Raw genomic sequence first — 18,587 nt, forward strand, 5'->3', positions numbered from 1 at the left:
GAACAAGCGCAACCCCACCGGGTCACGCCAGAGACTCCCTCAAGATCAATGACGGGCAAGAGCCAACTCGTCGTCACCTTCGGTGACGGCTAACACTCCTGGTCCGGATACTGAGGCTCAAGTTGAATCGTGACCTGGTTACCGGTCCCGTCGGCCGCCTGCCACACCTTGCTATCGGCCGCGAAAGCGACGTGGTGGCGACCGTCAGGAGACGTCATCACTGGGTCGCCCCACGTCTTCGTGTGGTGGTACATGTACCGGCCCGTACGGTTGTCGTACTTCGCATCGACGAGCCTGCTCGCCAACGCGCGCAGCTGGTTCCCAGCATCACGGGCGCCAGAGCCGTACGCCACCGGCACGAGCACCGCCCCCGGATCCGCCCCGGGCGGGCTGGCGATCTGCGAGGTGTCCGGGCTGGACGGGCCGAAGTTTTGGGTGATTGCTGCGGCGCCGACCGCTGCGGCCAGCGTCCCGGCCGTCAGAACCAGCCTGCGGGTCGGGCGTGCCTGGCGGCGATGGGCGACCGGCTCGGCGATAGCCTCCGCGCGGACGATCAGATCGTGTGCCGAAAGCCGGGGCGGTGCGATGGTGCTGTGCCGGGCCGGGTCAGCCGGACCGAGGAGGGTACGCGTTCGCTCTTCTCCGAACATCACATGACCTTTCGAGGACTCGCCAACACCGGCTGCTGCGCCGGCGGTACAGCTCGGTATGACATCGCTTCGTTGAGGCGCCTACGGGCGCGGTGCAAACGCACCGCGGCGGTGGTACGGGTACAGCCGAGGACTTGAGCGGCCTCGGAAACTGTCAGTTCCTCCCAACCGACCAGCCGGAGGATTTCCTGGTCGAGGTCGGCGAGGGTGACTAGAGCGGCCTGGAGATCGGCGACGCCCACAGTCGCGTCGGCGCCGGACGAGCCCGGCTTCTGCAGAAGGTCAGCGTCGGTCATCGGTAGTACATCCGGCGCAGCTCTCCGAGCTCGCCATTCGTTCGCAAGCAGGCGACGAGCCACCCCGTACAGCCAGGGCAGGCTGCGGTCCGGAACCTCGCGGCGACGCCGCCAGGCGATGACGAACACCTCCTGAGCGAGTTCAGCCGCCGCATCCGGATCGGCAAGCCGACGCTGGCCGTACTTCACCACCTGTCCGTAATCGGCCGCGTAGACCCTGGTGAACCAATCCTCATCGCGTTTTCCCGGTGGACCCATCCAAGACTCCCGCCTGGTTGACGAACTCTCACCCTGGCTTGTGTCACCACCGGTCCGATGATTACCGCCGACCTCCCACCACCCCTCACGCACCGTACGACGCCCCCTGGAGCAACAGCTCCGCCGGAACGGGCCTTCGACGGGCTCCCACAAGCCTCAGCATCTGCTTCCGTTCAGGACCGATCCTGCGGAACTCAAGCGGATCTCCTCGTCGGCATCTCTGAGGAGGGTCGGGGTTCGGGGCGGAGCCCCGAGGTCTTCCAAGGTCAGTCGTCCCTCAATGGCCGGCGCCGGCGTGGGTGGGTTCACCCGCAGCAGCCTGCCACCGATCGCCGCATCCAGGGCGTCGCCGTCGACGCGGGCCAGCATCCGCCGCACCGTCGCGTCACCCGGTGGCTGCAGCGACATCCACGGGTCAGCTCGCAGTCCCAACGCGGCGAGGACCTCTACCGGAGCGTCAGCAACCCACTCATCGATCGCGACCAGCAACTGGGCACCGGCCAGCACGGCACACCCGCCACCGCCACAACCCGCACAGCGCATACCGCCGGCCACGGCGACCCCGCGGATCCGGCACCTGCGCCGACTCCTACCCAACCAGGGCATTCCGCGATCTTGACGGAGCCGCACCCACCTCCCCCGCAGCGGCCGCAGCGGTGAGCAGGGGATGCCGGCGCATGTCTCCTGAACGTCCTTCTCTCGCAGCACTTCGCCAAGTTAGGGAGGAACGCTCCTCGGCCTAGCCCACTCAGAGAGCAGGAGCGATGATGTACGGCATGGCCACGCACCTGGAATTGTTTGCGGACTACCATCAACTTCACCTCTTTGACGAGGGTTCAACCACCGAATTTAGTAGCGCCTGGACCCCTCAAGCGACCACTGACAAGATTGCAGTAGCACGTGACGCGCTTGGTGTGGGCACAACCGTCAACGTCCTTGTGTCGGTCACAATCGATACATTGACGCAGGCCCCGCCAAACAATTCCGAGATATATGATCATGTGACGGAGGCAAGCATCCTCGTCGAGTCGGGCCGCTTGATTGTGATGGGGTGCACGGACTTCGCACCGGAAGCAGAGAGAATCACCGTCCCGCCAGGCTGGCTGCGGGTTCGAGTTTCGAGATCTAATCTGGGAATTGCCGAGGAGCTTGCGGAATCCTCCGACGAGGATCCGTCAACGATGGAAAAGGTGCTGATTGAGGTCTGGCCCGCTCCCCAGACCGCAACAGCGGTTGTAAAGCGGTGGCAGCCGAATTGATCAACCCCTGAGAGGGTTTACCAGAACCGGCCCGGGACAGAATGGTGCCCGCAACACGTAATGAAGCGCCCTCGCCGCACGCAGGGCGACGAGGGCGTTCATTACAGGAGATCCAAGTTGGGCTAGTTGTCATCCATTCGGATTTTCACCTGCGCACCATCTGGCAGATCTTTGATCTGATTGTAAACATCCGCCCTGAATGCCGCCAGCTCCCAGTCCGCTTTCTGCCGCAGCACCTCAGCCCGGTATTCGCCTCCTAGGACAAAGGGCAGCGCGGGAGCGAGTCGATGCCCTCGCTTCAACGGACCATTCAACTGCTGCCAATCATGACCCACGGCATGGCCCGTCATGACTTCGTAGTCATCAAGAATCGCCGCCGCCCACGCTTCTGCGGTATCGCCGACAAATTCGAGCTCGGCAGTCTCTGGGTCGAACGAGTAGAACCCCTCACCGCACGTCACGAACTGGAATCCGAATACATCTTCGGCAAAGAAGACGGAATCCCGACTCAGCTGCGGATACGCTTCGCGCCAATTCAGTTCATTATTCCACCATTCAAGACTACCCATCCCTCCACCTGCCGGCCTTACCAGCAGGGCGGATTCGAATGCATAAAAGCCGTTCGTGCGCATCAGAATTGGCGCCAACACGTCTGGCAGGGAGTCAGGATCAGCCGAGTCTCCAAGATCAGGCGTACCCAACTGCACCAAACGCTTAAGAGCGTTGCTCATTAGTCGACCACCGATATCTTCACAAGAGTGCCGTCCGGATATGCCCGCAGCAGGTTACCGATCCGCGCGCCGGAGCCGCCGTTGTCCGACCCATCGATGGCGCGAACGCTCGCCCCCGTACCGCCTTCCTCAAACATAGCAGGAGGATACTCGTCGAGCTGCTTGCCCGGCACCTTCTTGTGCCCTCTGAGCGAATCCTTCCGATTCTGATAGGCTCCAGCCCTGTTAATCGTGACGATGTCCGGGTGCCCCGCAGCCTGAGCATCCTCGATATGCTGGGCGGATTCCGGGTGAGTAGCTCTGCTGATTTTAACTTCGCAGGCATAGGCCGAGGAGTTGTGAACGAGGATGGGAGAGCCGCCCACAACAACGTGATAGGTATGGGTCGACTCGACAGTCAGGTCGTGCATTTTCTGATTGCCGGTGTAGGAGACCACTTCCCGCACCGTTGCCTGACGACCGTCAGCAGCGAGGAGGCGCTCCCCCACTTTAAGCTGTGAAGCCTCGATCCAATCACCCCGGCTGACACTCCAGAAGGGGTGGTTCTGAGTCGTTTCCACCAACTCACGCCGGCCATCGACAGAGAGAATCAGGTTGGCCAGTAGGACGTCCTGATTCACATGAGTCGCTACGACGGTATGTGCTTCGAACTTCGCCTTACTGACGTTCGCAGTCAGCACCCGGTCGCCCGGCTTCAGCTTTTCAATCGGGCGCACGGAACCGTCGGCAAGCAGAACGAGGGTGCCTGGGGTAAAGCTGTGACACCCCTTCTTCAGGAGGTTCTTCGCTCCGTCGATGAGGTCACCCAGAAGCCCCTTTACCCTGCTGGTCAGGTTGGCGAGCTTCTTCCACTTCCATGGGGCGCCGTACCTGGCGGCGAGTTTGCCGAGGACACCACCAAGCATCGAACTGGCGATGTTGCCTGCGGTGGCCAGACAACCTCCCATGTCACCCTTGGTGAAGCAGTCGAGCGCGTCGGTGATGCCCAACTCGTCCATGAGAATCTTTGCCAAGGCCTTGGCCGCATCGAGGAGCTTCTGCTTGGCCCGCGCGATCCGCGCCTGCCGCTCCCGCTCAGCAGCGGCAGCAGCTGCACGGGCCCGGTCCGCCTCGGTAGCGCGAGGATTGTTGTGGACGTTGATCGTCGGCTCGTCCGGGTCGTACGCCCCAGAGCAGCCACCACAGCCGTCGTTGTGCCCCTTGACCTTGTGGTAGTTGCCGTACATGTCCTCGTAGTCGGCGCCCGGGCCGCAGGCGTCGTCCGAGCAGGCCTTGAGGCCGTCTGGGTCGGAGAACGAGATCGGGTTGTTGTTAGCGTAGGCGTACCCGTGCATCTGCTGCGGGTCGTTGATGTCGATGATCGGGTCGAGGGAGACGAACCGGCCCGTGACGATGTCGTACTCGCGGGCGCCGATGTTCACCAGGCCCGTGGTCGAGTCCTGGTTGCCGTTAACGAAGCCCTTCTCCGTCGGCCACTGCCCTGGTGTCGGCTGGTTGCCACGGGCCTCACCGAACGGCGTGCTCCGCCGGTGTAGGACCGCGCCGGTCTCGTCGACCGTCGCCTGGCCAGTGCCGTGGTGGTCGGAGGCGACGTAGAACAGACCGTTGAGCTTGCGGACGACCGTGCCGCCACCCGGCAACGAGTAGTAGCGGGTGGCGTCCGTCGCCCTGGTGGTGTGGTTGAGCCGGATCTCCATACCCGGCAGGTAGAGGGTGGTGGCGTTCGGCTCCTTGCGGAGCATCCGGGAGCCGTTGACGTCGTAGAAGAAGCTGGTCTTCTTGCCGGCGGCGTCGGTGACCGACTCGAGGTTGCCCTCGGCGTCCCAGAGCAGGGTCTGGTCCTCACCGACTTTGGTCCGCCGCTTCGTGTTGCCGGCGGCGTCGTAGTCGTAGGTGTAGAGCCTGTCGCCCTGCGGAGTGCTCTCGGTCATCTCGCGCAGGGTGTGCGGCTGCGCCGTGCCCGCGGTGGGGTACTTGTACGTGCGCTGGATCAGCGCGCTGCCGTCTGGGGCGTACTGCGACTCGGTCTTCCGGTTGCCCACCACGTCGAAGGTGTAGGCGTGGTGGTATGGGGCTATCCCGCCCACGCCGGTCACCGACGGTCCGCCTGCGCACGGGTCCGTCGCGGTGCTCGCCGACGTCCAGGCCCGCTCCATCCGGCGCAGGTAGTCGTAGGTGAAGCACTGCACGTCCCGGGTGCCCGACGGCGTGTCGGCAATCTGGAGGATGTTGCCGGACGCGTCGTAGGTGTAGCGGGCGTCGATGTCGATGATCGGCGCGCCGCTGCGGTCCAGCCGCTGGTTGACCAGCCGCTTGGAGCCCGGCTCGTACTGGTACGTCGACCAGACCTTGTTGGCGCCCAGCGCCGACTCGGTCTGGATGACCTCGCCGGTGTACGAGTAGTCCACGTCGGTCAGGTACGGCGCGTCACCGTTGCTGGCGGTCAGGCGCTCCAGGCTGTCGTAGGTGTTGGCGATCGCCTCGAAGGGCAGGCCACCGCCCTCCGACATGCCGACGGAGGCGACGGTGCCGTCGCTGTTGTACTCCGCCGAGAAGGTGTACAGCCCGGCCAGCTCGGCACCGGCGTGCTCGGGCACCTGGTAGTAGGTGGCGTGCGGCCGGTAGAACTCGTCGTAGGCGGTGTAGTACGTGACGTACTCAGCCTCTTCGATCCAGCGGCTTCTCGATGAGAGCTTGCCCAGCATCTCCAGGTCGTAGGTCCAGCTACTGAGGAGCACGCCCGTGTCGGCCGCCCCCTTGTAGTTGGCGGTCGTCCGGCCGATCTCGTCGTACTTGGTGCTGATCGTCTGGTTCACGCCGTTGGTGGTGCTCGTGACCCGGTCCAGGTTGTCGTAGGTGACCGTCGTCGTGCCGGCGTCCGGATCGATCGACTTGACCTTGCGGCCGAGCTGGTCGTACTCGTGCTTCCAGACGTTTCCGGCCGGGTCCTTCACTGTGGCCAGGTTGCCGGAGGGGGTGTAGGCGTACTCGGTCTTGTCGTACGCGCCGGACGGACCGGTGCCCTTGTACTGCAGCAGCTGGGTCGTCTGCCCCAGGGCGTTGGTGATCGTTGTGGTGGGCGTGCCACCCTGCGGCGGGTCGACCGAGACCCGGTCACCGCCGTAGGTGGTGGTGGTCCGCCACTTCTCGTTGCCGGCCACGGAGAAGATCTCTGCGACGACCCGGTCCGCGCCGTCGTAGACGTAGAACGTCTGACCGTCGACCTCCCCAATGGTGACCGGGAAGATGGAGTCGGTCGGCGCACCTCCAGCGTTGTAGGTCGCGTACGTCCGGTCGAGTTGGCCGGTCGGGGTGTAGATGGTGTCGGCGATCATCCGGGTGCCGTTCGGCCCCTCGGTCTGCACCTGGCGCGGGCGCAGCAGGCCGTCGTGCAGCTTGTACTCGACGCTGTACGAGCCGTCGTTCTGCCGCTTCTCCGTCTTGACGGCGACTGGCTTGTCGGTGCGGATCAGGTAGGTGTACTTGATGCTCGGGTCCAGCCCGACCGCGCCGGTCCGGTCCGGCATCCACACCTTGGTCAGCCGGCCGAGCGGGTCGTACTCCAACTGGCTGACCAGGCTGTTCGGGTCGGTCTGCTTGACCGGGCTGCCCCACGCCGGGGCGTACTCGGTCGTGGTGACGTGGGTGAGGGGATTGGTCTCGACCACCTTGGTGGTCAGGCCGTTCGTCTCGGTGTACGCGGTGGTCGTGGTGTTGCCCATCGCGTCGGTCGCGGTCAGCGGCCGGCCGTACGAGTCGAAGGTGCCCGACGCGGCCGTGATGTAGGTGGCCGTGGTGCCGTCGTGACTCTTCAACCGCTCGGACTTGGTCGGGTTGCCCAGGGTCGGGGCCACGCCGAAGGCCTTGCCGTCGTAGAGCGTCCGGGTGTCGGAGATGACCTGCGTCTTGCGGTCGGGGGTGACAGAGCACGCCACCGACACCGACTCGGTCCGCGCCACCAGGCTGTAGAGGTAGCCAGTGGCGTTGTCGGCGTAGGTGGTGCGGTTGCACGCCTCGTCACCGGTGACGTCGACGTCGCCCAGGTTCTCGGTCTGGGTGACCCGGCCAAACGTCGTCTCGAAGCTCGAGATGTTCTTGGTCTCCCGCCAGCCGCCGGCCGCGAGCGCGACGAAGCTACGGGTCACCGAAGTGTTGGTGAACCAGGACTTCTTGTCGCCCCAGCTGTGCGACTCGGTGGCGGTGTTGTGCCGCCACGGCGTGGCGATGTTCCGGCTGACCGCCGCCGCCCCGTCGTAGACCGTGCTCTCCAGCTGGTGCCCGGAGAACTGGTCGTAGTCGATGTGCTCGACGCCGTCGGAGTCGGTCACCCGGACGTCCCGGGTGTCGGTGCTGTTCGGCAGCTTGTCGCCGTGCATGCCGCGCAGGTAGCGGTACTCGGTCTTGGTGGTCTGGGTCTGGCCGTTGCCGACGGTGACGACGACCTTTCCGTAGCCCCGCCACTCGCTCCAGGTGAGGTCCTTCGGGTCGGAGATCCCGTCCGGGTCGGCCTTACGCCAGGCGGCGCCGTCCAGGTAGTCGTACTTCGTGACCATGTCCGGCGCGCCGCCGGTCCGGTCGGTCTCGATCACCTTGTCCACGACGTACTTGAAGAACCAGTCGGTGATCGGGTCGCCAGTGCCAAGCGGGTTCCACTTCACCGGGTAGCAGCGCTTGGTGCTGTTGCCCTCGGTCGGCAACGTGCTCGCGGTGCAGTCCGGGGTGGCGTAGTTGACGTCGATCTGCCCGCCCGTGTCCGTCCAGACCGTGGCGAGACGGAACCGGACCAGCGGGCTGATGTTGTCGTCGGACTTGTCGACCCGGTTCGGCAGCTGCAGACCACCGAGCTCCACCGACGGCATGGCTACGTCGGCGCCCGAGCCGTGCATGCCGGTGTGGGTGATCTTGCTGAGCCAGAGCGTGCGGGAGGCGTCACCGTTGTCGGTGAGCAGGTGGTCGAGCTTCCAGTTGTCCACCGGCGTCCAGCCGGTGCCCTCCCGGATCTCGGTGGTGATGCCGGTCAGCCGCGCCCGGGTCCAGAACGTCGGGCTGATCTGGTCCAGCTTGCACTTGATGTTCGCGTTGCAGTTGCGGTCGAACGGCACGTCCGGCCAGTACGGCGCGGTGGTGGTGTTCAGGTCCTGCGGGTCGCAGTCGATGTTGCCGGTGGGCAGACACCGCTCCTTCACCGCGAACTGCACCCGTGCCGGGGCGTTGGTGGTGTAGACGGCGTTGTGCCGCTGCCCGTAGTCGATCCGCTTCAGGTAGCCGCCGCGGTGGTAGGGCACGCCGTTGACGTCGGTGTTCTTCGCCCGGGCGTAGTGGTTCGTCTCCCGTGCGTAGTAGTACGAGCTGACGTTGCCGTAGCGGTCCTTGACGTAGTCGAGGCTCCACCGCCACGCCTGGTCGCAGTACGACTCCAGGAAGGTGGACTTGTTGCAGGGCTCCAGCGCGTCGTCACCGAAGACCGGAACAGTCCATACGGAGTTGGTCTCCTCCTTGCCGCTGACCCAGCCCTGCAGCCGGTTCTTGCCGAAGTAGTACTCGGTGCCGTCGGTGGTGGTCACCACCCAGTACTCGCCGTCGTTGTCGCCGTTCACCGCGCCGGTGAACCGCTCGACCTTCGAGCCGTCGTCAGTGGCGAACTTCCAGGTGCTGCCGCTCTTCACCAGCTCGGTGGACTTGCCGTTGAGCAGGATGGTGGCGTTGTCATACGCCCAGCACTGGTCGACGTACTGGTCGTGGCCGTCCTCCGAGCACGACTTGTAGCGGCGCTCGATGTGGCCGGGCTCGTAGTTGAAGCCCTCACCGACCCAGGACCCCTGGTTGTTGGTCGCCGCGGTGCGCCCGTCGACCGACTGCGAGGAGTAGGCCAGGGTGATGCCCGGCGCGCCGCCGCCCGGGACCGGGGGCGTGCGCACCGGGTAGCTCCAGGAGAAGCCACCGGTGGACGGGGCCACCGACCACTTGGACGACGGGGCGAGCTTGGTCGCGCCGTAGTCACCCTGGGACGAGGACTCGCTCGCGGTCAGCGCGAAGGTCGTGCTCGTCGCTGCGGCGCTGACCGTCGCCGAGACGGTCTTGTGCTCACCGTCGTTGACGGTCGGCAGCGGCTCGGGCGCGCACCCGGCCTTCTCCGGCGTGGTGAGGGCGCACTCCGGCAGCTTGACCAGCTTGAGGCGGGCTCCGAAGTCGCCGCCGTACAGGCCGGCCAGGCCGTCGTAGCTGACGCCGAGCTGGATGTCGCCGGCGGTCTGCTGGCCGTCGGCACGGTTGACCCGCACCAGCGGGCCGTCGACCCTGGCCCGCTCGGAGGCCTTGCGGTCGAGCACCTCGATGCGGACCTTACCCGGCGCGGAGGCCGGAGTGGACGACGGCGCTGCCGCCTTGGCGCCCGCCTTCGGGGCGGAAGCGACCACGGCCGACACCGACACGGCGAGGCCGCCGGCCTTGCCGGTAGCAGCCGGCCCGGTGGCCGGGGTTCCGGCTCGCGCGCCGGCCTGCGCCGGCACAGCTGCGGGCGCAGCGGGTACGGCGATCTCGGTGGCGCCCGCCGCCGGCCAGGTGACCTTGGCAGGTGTGGTCGTGGCGGCATCAGCCGCCGGGTTGCCCTTGCGCGGCTTCACGCCGAGCGGGGCACGGTTGGGCACGGTCTTGCCGACGTCGGTGGCCGTCGGGCGCTTACGCTCCGCCGCGGCCGAGGCGGGAGCGGTGGCCACCTGGATGAGACTCACGCTCATCACACCGGCCATCGCCCAGGACACCGGTCGCACCACCCGGCGCCGCAAAGCGCCGGACGCGACCAGGACTCGGGAGAACATCCACCCTCCCCAGGGGTCGATTCGGACAGAAAGGAGAAAATCGATCGGGACCGAGAGCAGGAGGCGTCGGGGCCGTCCCGGAAGGACGGCCCCGACGCCGGGGATCTCAGATGTTGCGGTTCTCGCCGATGACGCGGATCTTGTCGATCTTGATCTTGTCCGCAACACCGTCGTAGACGCGGATCTCGTCGAGGAGGCCCGACAGGTGCTCGGTCGGAGCACCGTCAAGGACGGCCCGGCCGAACTGCAGGCTGGTCATTGACGTCGGCGTGAACGGCGTGCCCAGCGCGGGCAGTTCCGTCGACTGGCCGTCGACCCAGAGTGCGAGCTCTCGGGTGTAGCCGTTGTAGACCAGGGCCAGGTGGTTACCCGCCCCCGTCCGCGACGCGGGGACATCGGTCTGCACCGTGGCGAAGTGGGCGCCCGTCTTGTCGTCCGCGGTTGCGGCCAGCTCCCACTCGCCGTCGTTGTTGGCACGGACGACGACGGCCGTGTTGTTGGTGCCCTTGATCGAGAAGGCAGTCATCGCGTGGCCGACCGAGCTACTGGTGAGCCGCACCCGGGCGGTGATGGTGAAGCTGCCCGTGGGGTCGATGAGCGCGCTGGACGTCTCGGCGTACTGGTCCGCCTTGCCCGTCAGCCGCAGGTGGCCCGTGCCGACGAACCGGCCGATCGGAGTCGGGGTCCTCGCCAGGATGCTCTCCTGGCTCAGGAGCAGCGGCGTCCCGCCGCCCACCTCCGGGCTCTGCTTGCTGACCTGGTCGTTGACCTGCCAGTACCCCTTGCGGGCCAGCAACTGCTTCTGCAGCCCGGTGGTGTCCTCGGTGACGATCGGGCGGTCGAAGATGGAGACGTCCGCCATGCCCCCCTTCCAGAAGTCGGAGTACCCGCCCCCCTTGTAGGTGTGGCGGCCGAGCTGGAGGGCACCACGCGCCCGGACAAGCGAGCGCCGGTCCTTGACCACCGGGGCGCCAGCACCGACCTGGAGGGAAATCTTCTTGTTCGGGCCGTCGAAGATCGCCGTGACGAAGGTCCAGTCGGTGGTGGCCGTGCCCGCCGTCACCTTCCACTCACCCAGGTTGATGACGTCGTTGGTCGGCATCCGGAAGAACCAGGTGCCCTGGTCGACGCCGAGGCTGAACCCGGGCTCGCCGGTGGCGTCCTGGCTGACCGCCACCTGGCGCCGGTTGACGTCGTCGGCCCGGAACCACCCGGTGATGGCGAAGCTCTGCGAGGTGTCGGCCACCACCGCCTTGTCGGTCACCATGTAGGCGTTGGAGGTGCCGTCGAAGATGGCGGCCCGGTCCCACTGGCCGAGGTTGTTGTCCGTGGCGAAAGTGACGCCGCCGCCGACCGTCGCGTCGTTCGAGCCGCGGACGTTGTCCCCACGCGGTGAACCCGCCGCGTCGGCCATCGGCCACTGTGCAACCGGCGGCCGCTTACCCACCCGGAAGGTGCAGGTGGCAGGTGAGCTGCCCCGCTTGGCCAGGTCGATGGCCTTGACGAAGAGCTGGTTCGGGCCCTCCTTCTTCGGCGCCCACCTGATCGTGACCGCGCCACCGGCGGCGGCAGGCTTCACGATCACCTTCGGCTCGTCGTTGAAGTAGTACTCGTACTCGGCGACGTCACTGTCCGCCGGAGTGAAGGTGAAACTGCCCTCGACGCCGATGGAACCCCGCCACTCGTCGTCGTCCTTGCACTCCGCCGTGGTGTCCAGGCTGTCGCCCGGGAGGTACTCCGGCGAGTCGACATCGGGAATCTTCGGGCTGCTGGCGTCGTACGTGAACTGGCACGGGTTGCGGGATCCGTCGGAGCTCCACGGGCCCGAGCTCACGCCGTCACTGCCTCGGACCTCCCAGGAGATCGCGACGTTCTGCGGGATGGTCGTGGGCACGTAGTAGCTGAACTTCGACCCGCTGGCCTTGAACGGGGTCTTGTAGGTGAGGGTGGTGGGGGTGCCGTTTGCCGTGTAGGTCACCTTGAACTCGGCCTGGACCTGCTCGGTGTTGGAGGACGAGTGGTCCGGGTCACGCAGGATCGCGTCGAGCCGCGGCACCTCAGGAACCAGGGGCATACCGGAGCCGTAGACGCAAGGGCCGCCGGGCGACATGGTCAGGTCGGACAGGTTGGGGATCAGTGGAGCCCGGTTGTACCGGACCGAGAGCACGCCGTTGTCGCAGAACCGCTTGGTGTGGCTGGAGTCGCTCTCGTTGACCGACTTCATGCCGAGGGTGACGTTGCTCCAGCCCTTCGCCACGGCCTGCTGCACCGCGACCTTGGCGTCCCACTCGGTGTTCTGGTTGGTCGAGGTGCAGGTCGACTGGACGCTGGTCGGGGAGTTCGTGTCGAGGTGGGTGGCAGTCGACCAGCTGGAGCCACCGGGCTGGTTGCTCCAGTTGGTGGAGGTGCTGATCCCGGCCGGCATGAGGTAGAGCGCCGCCGCCCGGGCGGTGGAGTTGTAGACGTGCTGCAACGTCACCCGGAAGGTCGCCGACAGGATCGTCTTGCCGGCGTACGGCGTGGCAAGTTGGTAGAAGAGGCGCTTGACCTTGGAGCTGTTGCAGTAGTTCGGACAGAGGGCGATGCGCTCGTGCCGCTTGGTGTCGAACTTCCAGTACTCCTCGTTGGGATAGCCGCTGTCGACCATTGCCCAGGCGCTGTTGGTGCTGCTCTGCCACACCGGGTCCACGTACACGGGGTAGGTGGTGTCCGGGTCGGCGAGCATCGCCGGGTCCGGGGTGAGGCGGAGGGTGCCCTGGGCGTAGTCGAGGCCCACCTGGGCGACCCGGGAAGTGTCCCCCGGCCCTTGCGCGGAGGCCGCGTTCGGGTCGTCACCGACGGTGGTCTCCGCGTCGGTCGTGGCGGAGGAACGCAGCTCGCCGCCGTCCGGCGGGGTGCCCTCCTGGGTACCGCTGTCCCACATGGTCGGAGCGTCGGCCTCCATCACCGGGTTGCCGGTGGCGGGGTCGAGGGCGACGACGCCACCGTCCGCGGTCTCCTGGATGTCCAGGCCCTCACCCGTCACCCCGAGCTTGAGGGTCTGCAGCTCCGGCAGGTTCGCCGCCTCGGGGGTCTTGAGCACCAGGACGTGCGAGAAGCCCTCGACGGTCACGTTGGCGACCAGGTCGACGTCCTGGAACACCTCGGGGTAGATGAGCTGGGCCCCATTGAGTGTGGGCGTCGGCAGCGGGTTGGGCCAGGTCAGCGTCATGACCCGGGCGTCACGCTCGGCGACCATCAGCGGCGTGGCGCCGCCGCCGGAGAGCCGCATGTTGAGCAGCGTCGCGGTGGGCGTGAAGGTGCCGTCCGGCTGGGCGACGAGCGTCGCGTCGGTTGGCACCCAGCTGTCGCCCTGGAGCACCCGGACCGCCTGGTTGTACTCGTTGGCGATGCTCGTGCCGTCGGGCTGGGCGAAGACGTCGCGGTACTCGCTCCGCTCCGCGAGCACCTCGACCGGCTGGTTGAGCGACGCGGCCGCGAGGAGCGCCTCGGCCTCGGTGTCCCGGACCGGGTTCTCCTCGACCGCGGCGACCGGCGTCGGCGCCGGCTCGGAAGCCCGCTGCTCGACGTAGGCCGTGCTGGACAGCAGGCCGGCGAGGCCGACCATAAGGCCGAGCGTAAAGAGCCGGCCCCGCTTTCTCGTACGACGGGCCACCGTCGGCTCCTCCCCCGTTGAGCTGTGCAAATTTATGTGTTTCATCAGTTGACCGCCGCCCCGAACGTGCTCACGCTGGCCGGGAAGCCGTTCACGCCGGGCTGCCAGGTCTCCGTGGGCGCCGTCGACCCGCCGGCCAGGCTCGACCAGGTGAAGCCGTAGACGGCGTCAGTGCCGTACGGGGTCGCCACCAGCAGCCGCTGCGAGGTGGCCCCGAGCGAGGTGCCGACGATCTCGTTCGCCCGGATGCTGCCCGGCAGGCTCGACCCGTTGCGCTCGATCGTGACCGGCGTCCCGATCGGATTGGCCAGCGCGGGGAAGACCCGCACCCGGCCGGAGTCGACCGTCGAGGTGCCCGCGTCCTCGCCCGGGACACCGATCGCGATGAACATCGTCGAGTTGGTGCCCTCGTTCGCCGGGGCCGTGTTGACCACCACGACCTTCTCGCCCAGGTAGTCGCCGTCCTCCGAGGAGTAGGTGATCTCCGGAAGCTCGGTGTAGGTGTTGGTGGCGGTGACGTGGAAGCGGTGCACCAGGCCCGCGTCCGTCAGGTTCGTCCCCGAGACGGTGATGTCCTCACCCGGCACGCCGACGACCACCAGCGAGTCCGCGGTCCCGGCCGGCTTGCCGACCGGCCGGTACGGGGCGATCGAGATCGACTTGCCGAAGTTGTCGTTGGCCTCGGCGACGTTGGAGACGTTCGTCGAATCCTGGTTCAGCTCTGCGGCGAGCGTGGGCAGCCCGCTGGTCAGCGTGTGGCTGAAGACGTTCACTGCCCCGGCGAACTCGGCGGTGCCGATCGCCTCACCCGGAGAGCTGACCGCCCAGTGGTACTTGGAGGCGGCGACCGCATAGCCGGTGCGGTCGTCGGTCTCCGCCGCGCCGGGGATGCCGCCGCCGCCCTGGCTGAGCGCCAGGTTCACGTTGCCGCGGATGTAGTGGACTATGCCCGTCACCGCGCCGGCGGCAAGGTACTCACCGGGTGCGCCGATGACCAGGTACGGCTCGCCGCTGGCGGTCCGACTCCCGGCCACCGCGTGGCCGAACCAGTCGAACGACTCGGCCGCATCGGGGACGTTGGTGACGTCCTGGTGGTAGACCAACGAGGACGGTCCCTGCGCCAGACCCGCTGGTGAACCGAGCAGCACGTAGACGGCGCCCGCCTGTGTCTGGCCGCTGATGCTCTGGTTCGGCACGCCGACCGCGAGGTCGCTGCAGCCGTCGTTATTGGCGTCATAGCTGGAGATCGAGGTGCCGAAGCGGTCGCCCGCCTCGGAGGCGCCAGGCACCTTGGCGACGCCCTCGTGCAGCGTGTGCACGGTGGTCCCGCCGCCGTAGGCGACGTGGATCTGGCCGGCCCGGACCAGGCCGTTGACGGTCATCTCGGGGTCGGCGATGGCGATGTCGGAGACGCCGTCACCGTTGAAGTCGCTCTCCGTGCCGCTGGTGCAGCCGGTGACCGGCGCGACGGTGGTGTAGACCTGCATCTCGCAGAACGACGACCAGACGTCGCTGCCGGAGACGCCGTCGGCGGCCTTGACCCGCCAGCGGTAGATGCCGCCGTCGACGAAGGCACCGGCCGGTACGGTCGTGGCAGCGGTGGCACCGGAGGCGACGCTGCTGTAGCTGGCCGACCCGATCGGGGTGTCGGCGTTCATCGCCCACCACTCGAAGGTGACCGTCATGGCGGTGCCGTCACCGTCGGAGACGGTCGCCTTGAGCTGCGGCGTGAGGGTGTTGACCGACGGACGGCTGGAGCCGGTCACACAGCTGGTGGTCGGGACGGTGGCCCGGGAGGTGACGGTCGGCCAGGAGTTGTAGGTCACCGACGCCTTCGGGTCCTCGGCGGCGGCGGCGCCCTCGCGGGACCGGAACTGCTTGAAGCCGGCGGTCGCCGTCTCGTCGGTGGCCCGCACTCCCATGCCGGCGCGGGTCTTGTTCGCGGTGGCGGCCCGCTGGAAGAAGCTCTTGCCGTCGATGTTGGCCCAGCCGTCGGCGCAGGTCGACCCGCCGAGGGTGGCCGTGGACTTCGCGTCGAAGGCCTCCCAGGTGGGCTGGTTGGTGAAGGTCGTCGTGTAGGTCGACGTGCCCGTGGTCCAGATCTCCCAGGCAGTCGCCGTGCAGGTGTGCGACCAGAAGTTCCAGAACGAGACGGTCGCCGAGTTGATCTGCTTGCCGGCCAGAACCGTGGTGTCCCAGGTGAGGAACGACCGGGTGAGGGTGGCCGGCGTGGTCGCCAGCAGGCCGATCTGGAGATCCGCCTCCTGGTTCTTGTCGGTGGTCACCGTCTCCCGCACGTACGTGTCGAACGTGGTGCCCGGGTTGACCGTGGGGTCGATGGTCACCGGGTACGCGGTGGCCGGATCGCGCAGCCAGGCCCGGTCGGGGGCCAGGGTCAGCTCGACGGCGTCGCCGCGCTTCGCCAGCTCGGTGCGGACCGGCTTCTCGGCGGCGGGGCCACCCGTGATCGCGTTCTTCTTCGCGTCCCACATCAGTGGCGCGGGGATGCGGGCCGTCTGCTTGCCGGCCCGGTCGGTGATCGCGATCGAGCCGTCCTTCCCGCGGTTCGATCCGGCAACGCCGGGTCCGGTGAACGGGAAGGTGACCGTCTCCACCTGAACGGCGGCCTCCCTGGTCTTCACGACCAGGAACTGCTCGAAGCCCGTCCGGGTCGCCTCGACGACGAGGTCCACGCCGGGCCGGGCGTCCACGTAGGTGGCCCGGTTGCCGGCGAGGACCGGCGCGGGCAGCGCGCCCGACCAGCCCATCGCCACTCGTTCCGCGCCGGCGCCGACGGCGGCCAACTCGTGCTGGCCGGGGCCGGCCTGACCGGAGATCCGCAGGTCGTTGGGGTGTGCCACCGGTGCGACGGACCCGTCGGCCGCCGCCTTGAGGGTGAGGTCCACCGGGACCCAGTCACCGCCCTGGCGGAACCGCTGCATGCCCGTGGCGATGTCCGCCCGGAACTGTCCGTCCGGTAGCGCGAAGACCTCCGTCGTCTCCGACGTCAGGCTCTTGATCTGCACCGGCTTGCCGGTCTCGCGGGCGGCCCGCAGGGACACCGCCTCGTCAGACCTGTTCTCTGCGCCACCCGTCACGCCATCGGGCCCCGCGGCGAGATATTCCGCCGGTTCGCCCGATATGCCAGCCAATGCGACCGCCGTCAGCACGGCAACTCCTGCCGCAAGGCATGAACGAACGGTGGCAGTCTTGCGACGTGCCACGAAACCCTCCCCCGTGTGTCTCCAGGTTGTCGGTCGGGACTGTAGGGAGCAGCCCGCTCTCCGCACAAGGAGCGTCACAACCAGTGAGGACGTAAGCGGCAATGCGGACTTTCCGGGAACGGCGATTACGCGTTGGAGTTTCGCCTGTTCAGAAGGCGGGTACGGCAGGTCGCCGGTCGGCCCATCCACTATCCGCCGATCGATCGGAATGCGCCGCCGGCCAGCTACCGCAAACACCCGTCCGGCCAACGGAAATGCGCCGGCCCAGCCGGGTGCGGATCACCGGCGGACCGAGGTCTCGGGAACACCGGGAAGCCAACGGGAAACGCCAGGAATTGCGTAGCCGACATCGACGGAGCGGCAGACAGTCGCCGGTGAGAATGCGTCCGGGCCGGCGCCGCTCCCGGCACCGCGAAAGCGCGTCGGATTTCGGGACGGCCCAGCCGGCCCGGCGGCGCGCGGGCCACGTCGCGCCTGCTCAGCGCGTCGAGAGTCAGTGCCCAGCGCCGATCGACACATCCGTCGCGACCCGCAGGAAATCGGTGGACCCCACCCCGCGGAACTATCCGCCGGGAAGCCGGGCGTGATCCACGACGAAGCGGTGGAGGAGCGGCCGAGACGTTCGGTGGGACGCGGCGTCGACCCCGAAGGGGCAGCGACGACGCAGCTCGCGGGCGAGAGCGAAAGGCGATTAGCGGTGTGGTCGTGGGCGCTCCGGCCAGCGCGCCCCGGTGGCCGGCTGAGATCTATTCACCATTCATGAACGATGGTTCAGCCCCCCGACCGGATGCCGGACGGGCCGTCCCATCATTTGGTACGGCCGGAAGGCCCCGCCGGTCAGCTGCCGAGCGCGTCGATGTCGCGCATCTCCTCGGCGGTCAGCGAGAAATCGAAGATGTCGGCGTTGGCCCGGATCCGGTCCGGGGTGACCGACTTCGGGATCACCACGATCTCGTGGTCGATGTGCCAGCGGAGCACCACCTGCGCCGGCGACACGTTGTGCGCGGCGGCGATCCGGGTCAGCACCGGTTCGGAGAGGTCGCTGGTCTTGAACGGGCTGTAACCCTCCAGCACGATGCCCCGGTTGCGGTGCTCGAGGTGGCGCTGCCGGTCGTACAGGGACGGGCTCCAGCGGATCTGGTTGACGGCCGGGTTCTCCTCGGTGGCCTGGATCAGCTCGTCGATATGCGCGGTGCCGTAGTTGCTCACCCCGACCGCCCGGGTCAGGTTCTCGGCCCGGGCGGCGAGCAGCTCCCGCCACACCGGGATGCTGTCGGCCGGCGACGACGGCGGCCAGTGGATCAGCCAGAGGTCGAGGTACGGGGTGTCGAGCGCGCGCAGGCTCGCCTCGATGGTCTCCCGCTCCCGGCCCACCCGGTCCGGCGGCAGCTTGGTGGTGATGAATAGGTCCTCCCGGCGCAACCCGCTCTCCTTGACCGCCCGGCCGACCTCCTCCTCGTTGCCGTACATGGTGGCGGTGTCGATGTGCCGGTAGCCGGCGTCGAGGGCGGCCAGCACGGCGTCGTACCCGGCCTGGCCGGTGGCCTGCCAGGTGCCGAAGCCGAGCAGCGGCATCCGGACGTCGCCGGGCAGCAGCGCGGTGGGCTGGTCGAGGTGGTCCATACCGACCGTTCTACCCGTCATCGCCGGTGACATGCCGGGAATCGGGCAACCGGCGGAGCAGGGCGGTTTGCCG

At 67.5% G+C, this 18,587-nt stretch carries 9 protein-coding genes; 1 reads left to right on the plus strand and 8 read right to left on the minus strand.

From position 1 onward, the window contains the following. Positions 1-89: 89 nt before the first annotated feature. The 3 genes from ABZ807_RS25000 to ABZ807_RS25010 form a co-directional block, all read right to left on the minus strand. A complete protein-coding gene (locus ABZ807_RS25000; protein ID WP_357162602.1) occupies positions 90-650 on the minus strand; it encodes a hypothetical protein in 561 nt (186 codons plus the stop codon). Further along, positions 650-1,204, minus strand: coding sequence for a sigma-70 family RNA polymerase sigma factor (locus tag ABZ807_RS25005; protein WP_357162605.1), 555 nt, complete (start codon positions 1,202-1,204; stop codon positions 650-652). The genes ABZ807_RS25000 and ABZ807_RS25005 overlap by 1 nt, the downstream gene beginning before the upstream one ends. Positions 1,205-1,360: 156 nt before the next feature. Beyond that, a complete protein-coding gene (locus ABZ807_RS25010; protein ID WP_357162608.1) occupies positions 1,361-1,711 on the minus strand; it encodes a hypothetical protein in 351 nt (116 codons plus the stop codon). Between the two features lie 269 nt (positions 1,712-1,980). Here ABZ807_RS25010 and ABZ807_RS25015 point away from each other — a divergent pair, with 269 nt between their 5' ends. After that, positions 1,981-2,463, plus strand: coding sequence for a hypothetical protein (locus ABZ807_RS25015; protein WP_357162611.1), 483 nt, complete (start codon positions 1,981-1,983; stop codon positions 2,461-2,463). Positions 2,464-2,585: 122 nt separating this feature from the next. Here the strand turns inward: ABZ807_RS25015 and ABZ807_RS25020 are convergent, their stop codons facing one another. The 5 genes from ABZ807_RS25020 to ABZ807_RS25040 all read right to left on the minus strand — a co-directional run bounded on the left by ABZ807_RS25020 (position 2,586) and on the right by ABZ807_RS25040 (position 18,514). After that, positions 2,586-3,194: a hypothetical protein gene (locus ABZ807_RS25020; protein WP_357162614.1), complete on the minus strand. Its 609-nt coding sequence runs from the start codon at positions 3,192-3,194 to the stop codon at positions 2,586-2,588. Continuing rightward, entirely contained in the window at positions 3,194-10,012 is a 6,819-nt protein-coding gene (locus ABZ807_RS25025; RefSeq protein ID WP_357162617.1) for a polymorphic toxin-type HINT domain-containing protein, read from the minus strand. Before ABZ807_RS25025 ends, ABZ807_RS25020 begins: the two co-directional genes overlap by 1 nt. A gap of 106 nt (positions 10,013-10,118) precedes the next feature. Continuing rightward, positions 10,119-13,619, minus strand: a complete 3,501-nt coding sequence (locus tag ABZ807_RS25030) for a LamG-like jellyroll fold domain-containing protein (protein WP_357162620.1) — start codon at positions 13,617-13,619, stop codon at positions 10,119-10,121. A gap of 92 nt (positions 13,620-13,711) precedes the next feature. Continuing rightward, positions 13,712-16,891, minus strand: coding sequence for a hypothetical protein (locus ABZ807_RS25035; protein ID WP_357162623.1), 3,180 nt, complete (start codon positions 16,889-16,891; stop codon positions 13,712-13,714). Positions 16,892-17,728: 837 nt separating this feature from the next. Continuing rightward, positions 17,729-18,514 (minus strand): aldo/keto reductase, encoded by a 786-nt coding sequence (locus tag ABZ807_RS25040; RefSeq protein ID WP_357162626.1) that lies wholly within the window; start codon positions 18,512-18,514, stop codon positions 17,729-17,731. Between the last annotated feature and the right edge of the window lie 73 nt (positions 18,515-18,587).

It is taken from the genome of Micromonospora sp. NPDC047548 (assembly GCF_040642975.1).
Classification (GTDB): domain Bacteria; phylum Actinomycetota; class Actinomycetes; order Mycobacteriales; family Micromonosporaceae; genus Micromonospora.

Bases quoted from the DNA above. Each gene is read 5' to 3' on its own strand.
- ABZ807_RS25000 (WP_357162602.1), bottom strand. From the start codon at position 650: ATGTTCGGAGAAGAGCGAACGCGTACCCTCCTCGGTCCGGCTGACCCG.
- ABZ807_RS25005 (WP_357162605.1), bottom strand. From the start codon at position 1,204: ATGGGTCCACCGGGAAAACGCGATGAGGATTGGTTCACCAGGGTCTAC.
- ABZ807_RS25015 (WP_357162611.1), top strand. From the start codon at position 1,981: ATGGCCACGCACCTGGAATTGTTTGCGGACTACCATCAACTTCACCTC.
- ABZ807_RS25020 (WP_357162614.1), bottom strand. From the start codon at position 3,194: ATGAGCAACGCTCTTAAGCGTTTGGTGCAGTTGGGTACGCCTGATCTT.
- ABZ807_RS25025 (WP_357162617.1), bottom strand. From the start codon at position 10,012: ATGTTCTCCCGAGTCCTGGTCGCGTCCGGCGCTTTGCGGCGCCGGGTG.
- ABZ807_RS25030 (WP_357162620.1), bottom strand. From the start codon at position 13,619: ATGGTCGGCCTCGCCGGCCTGCTGTCCAGCACGGCCTACGTCGAGCAG.
- ABZ807_RS25040 (WP_357162626.1), bottom strand. From the start codon at position 18,514: ATGGACCACCTCGACCAGCCCACCGCGCTGCTGCCCGGCGACGTCCGG.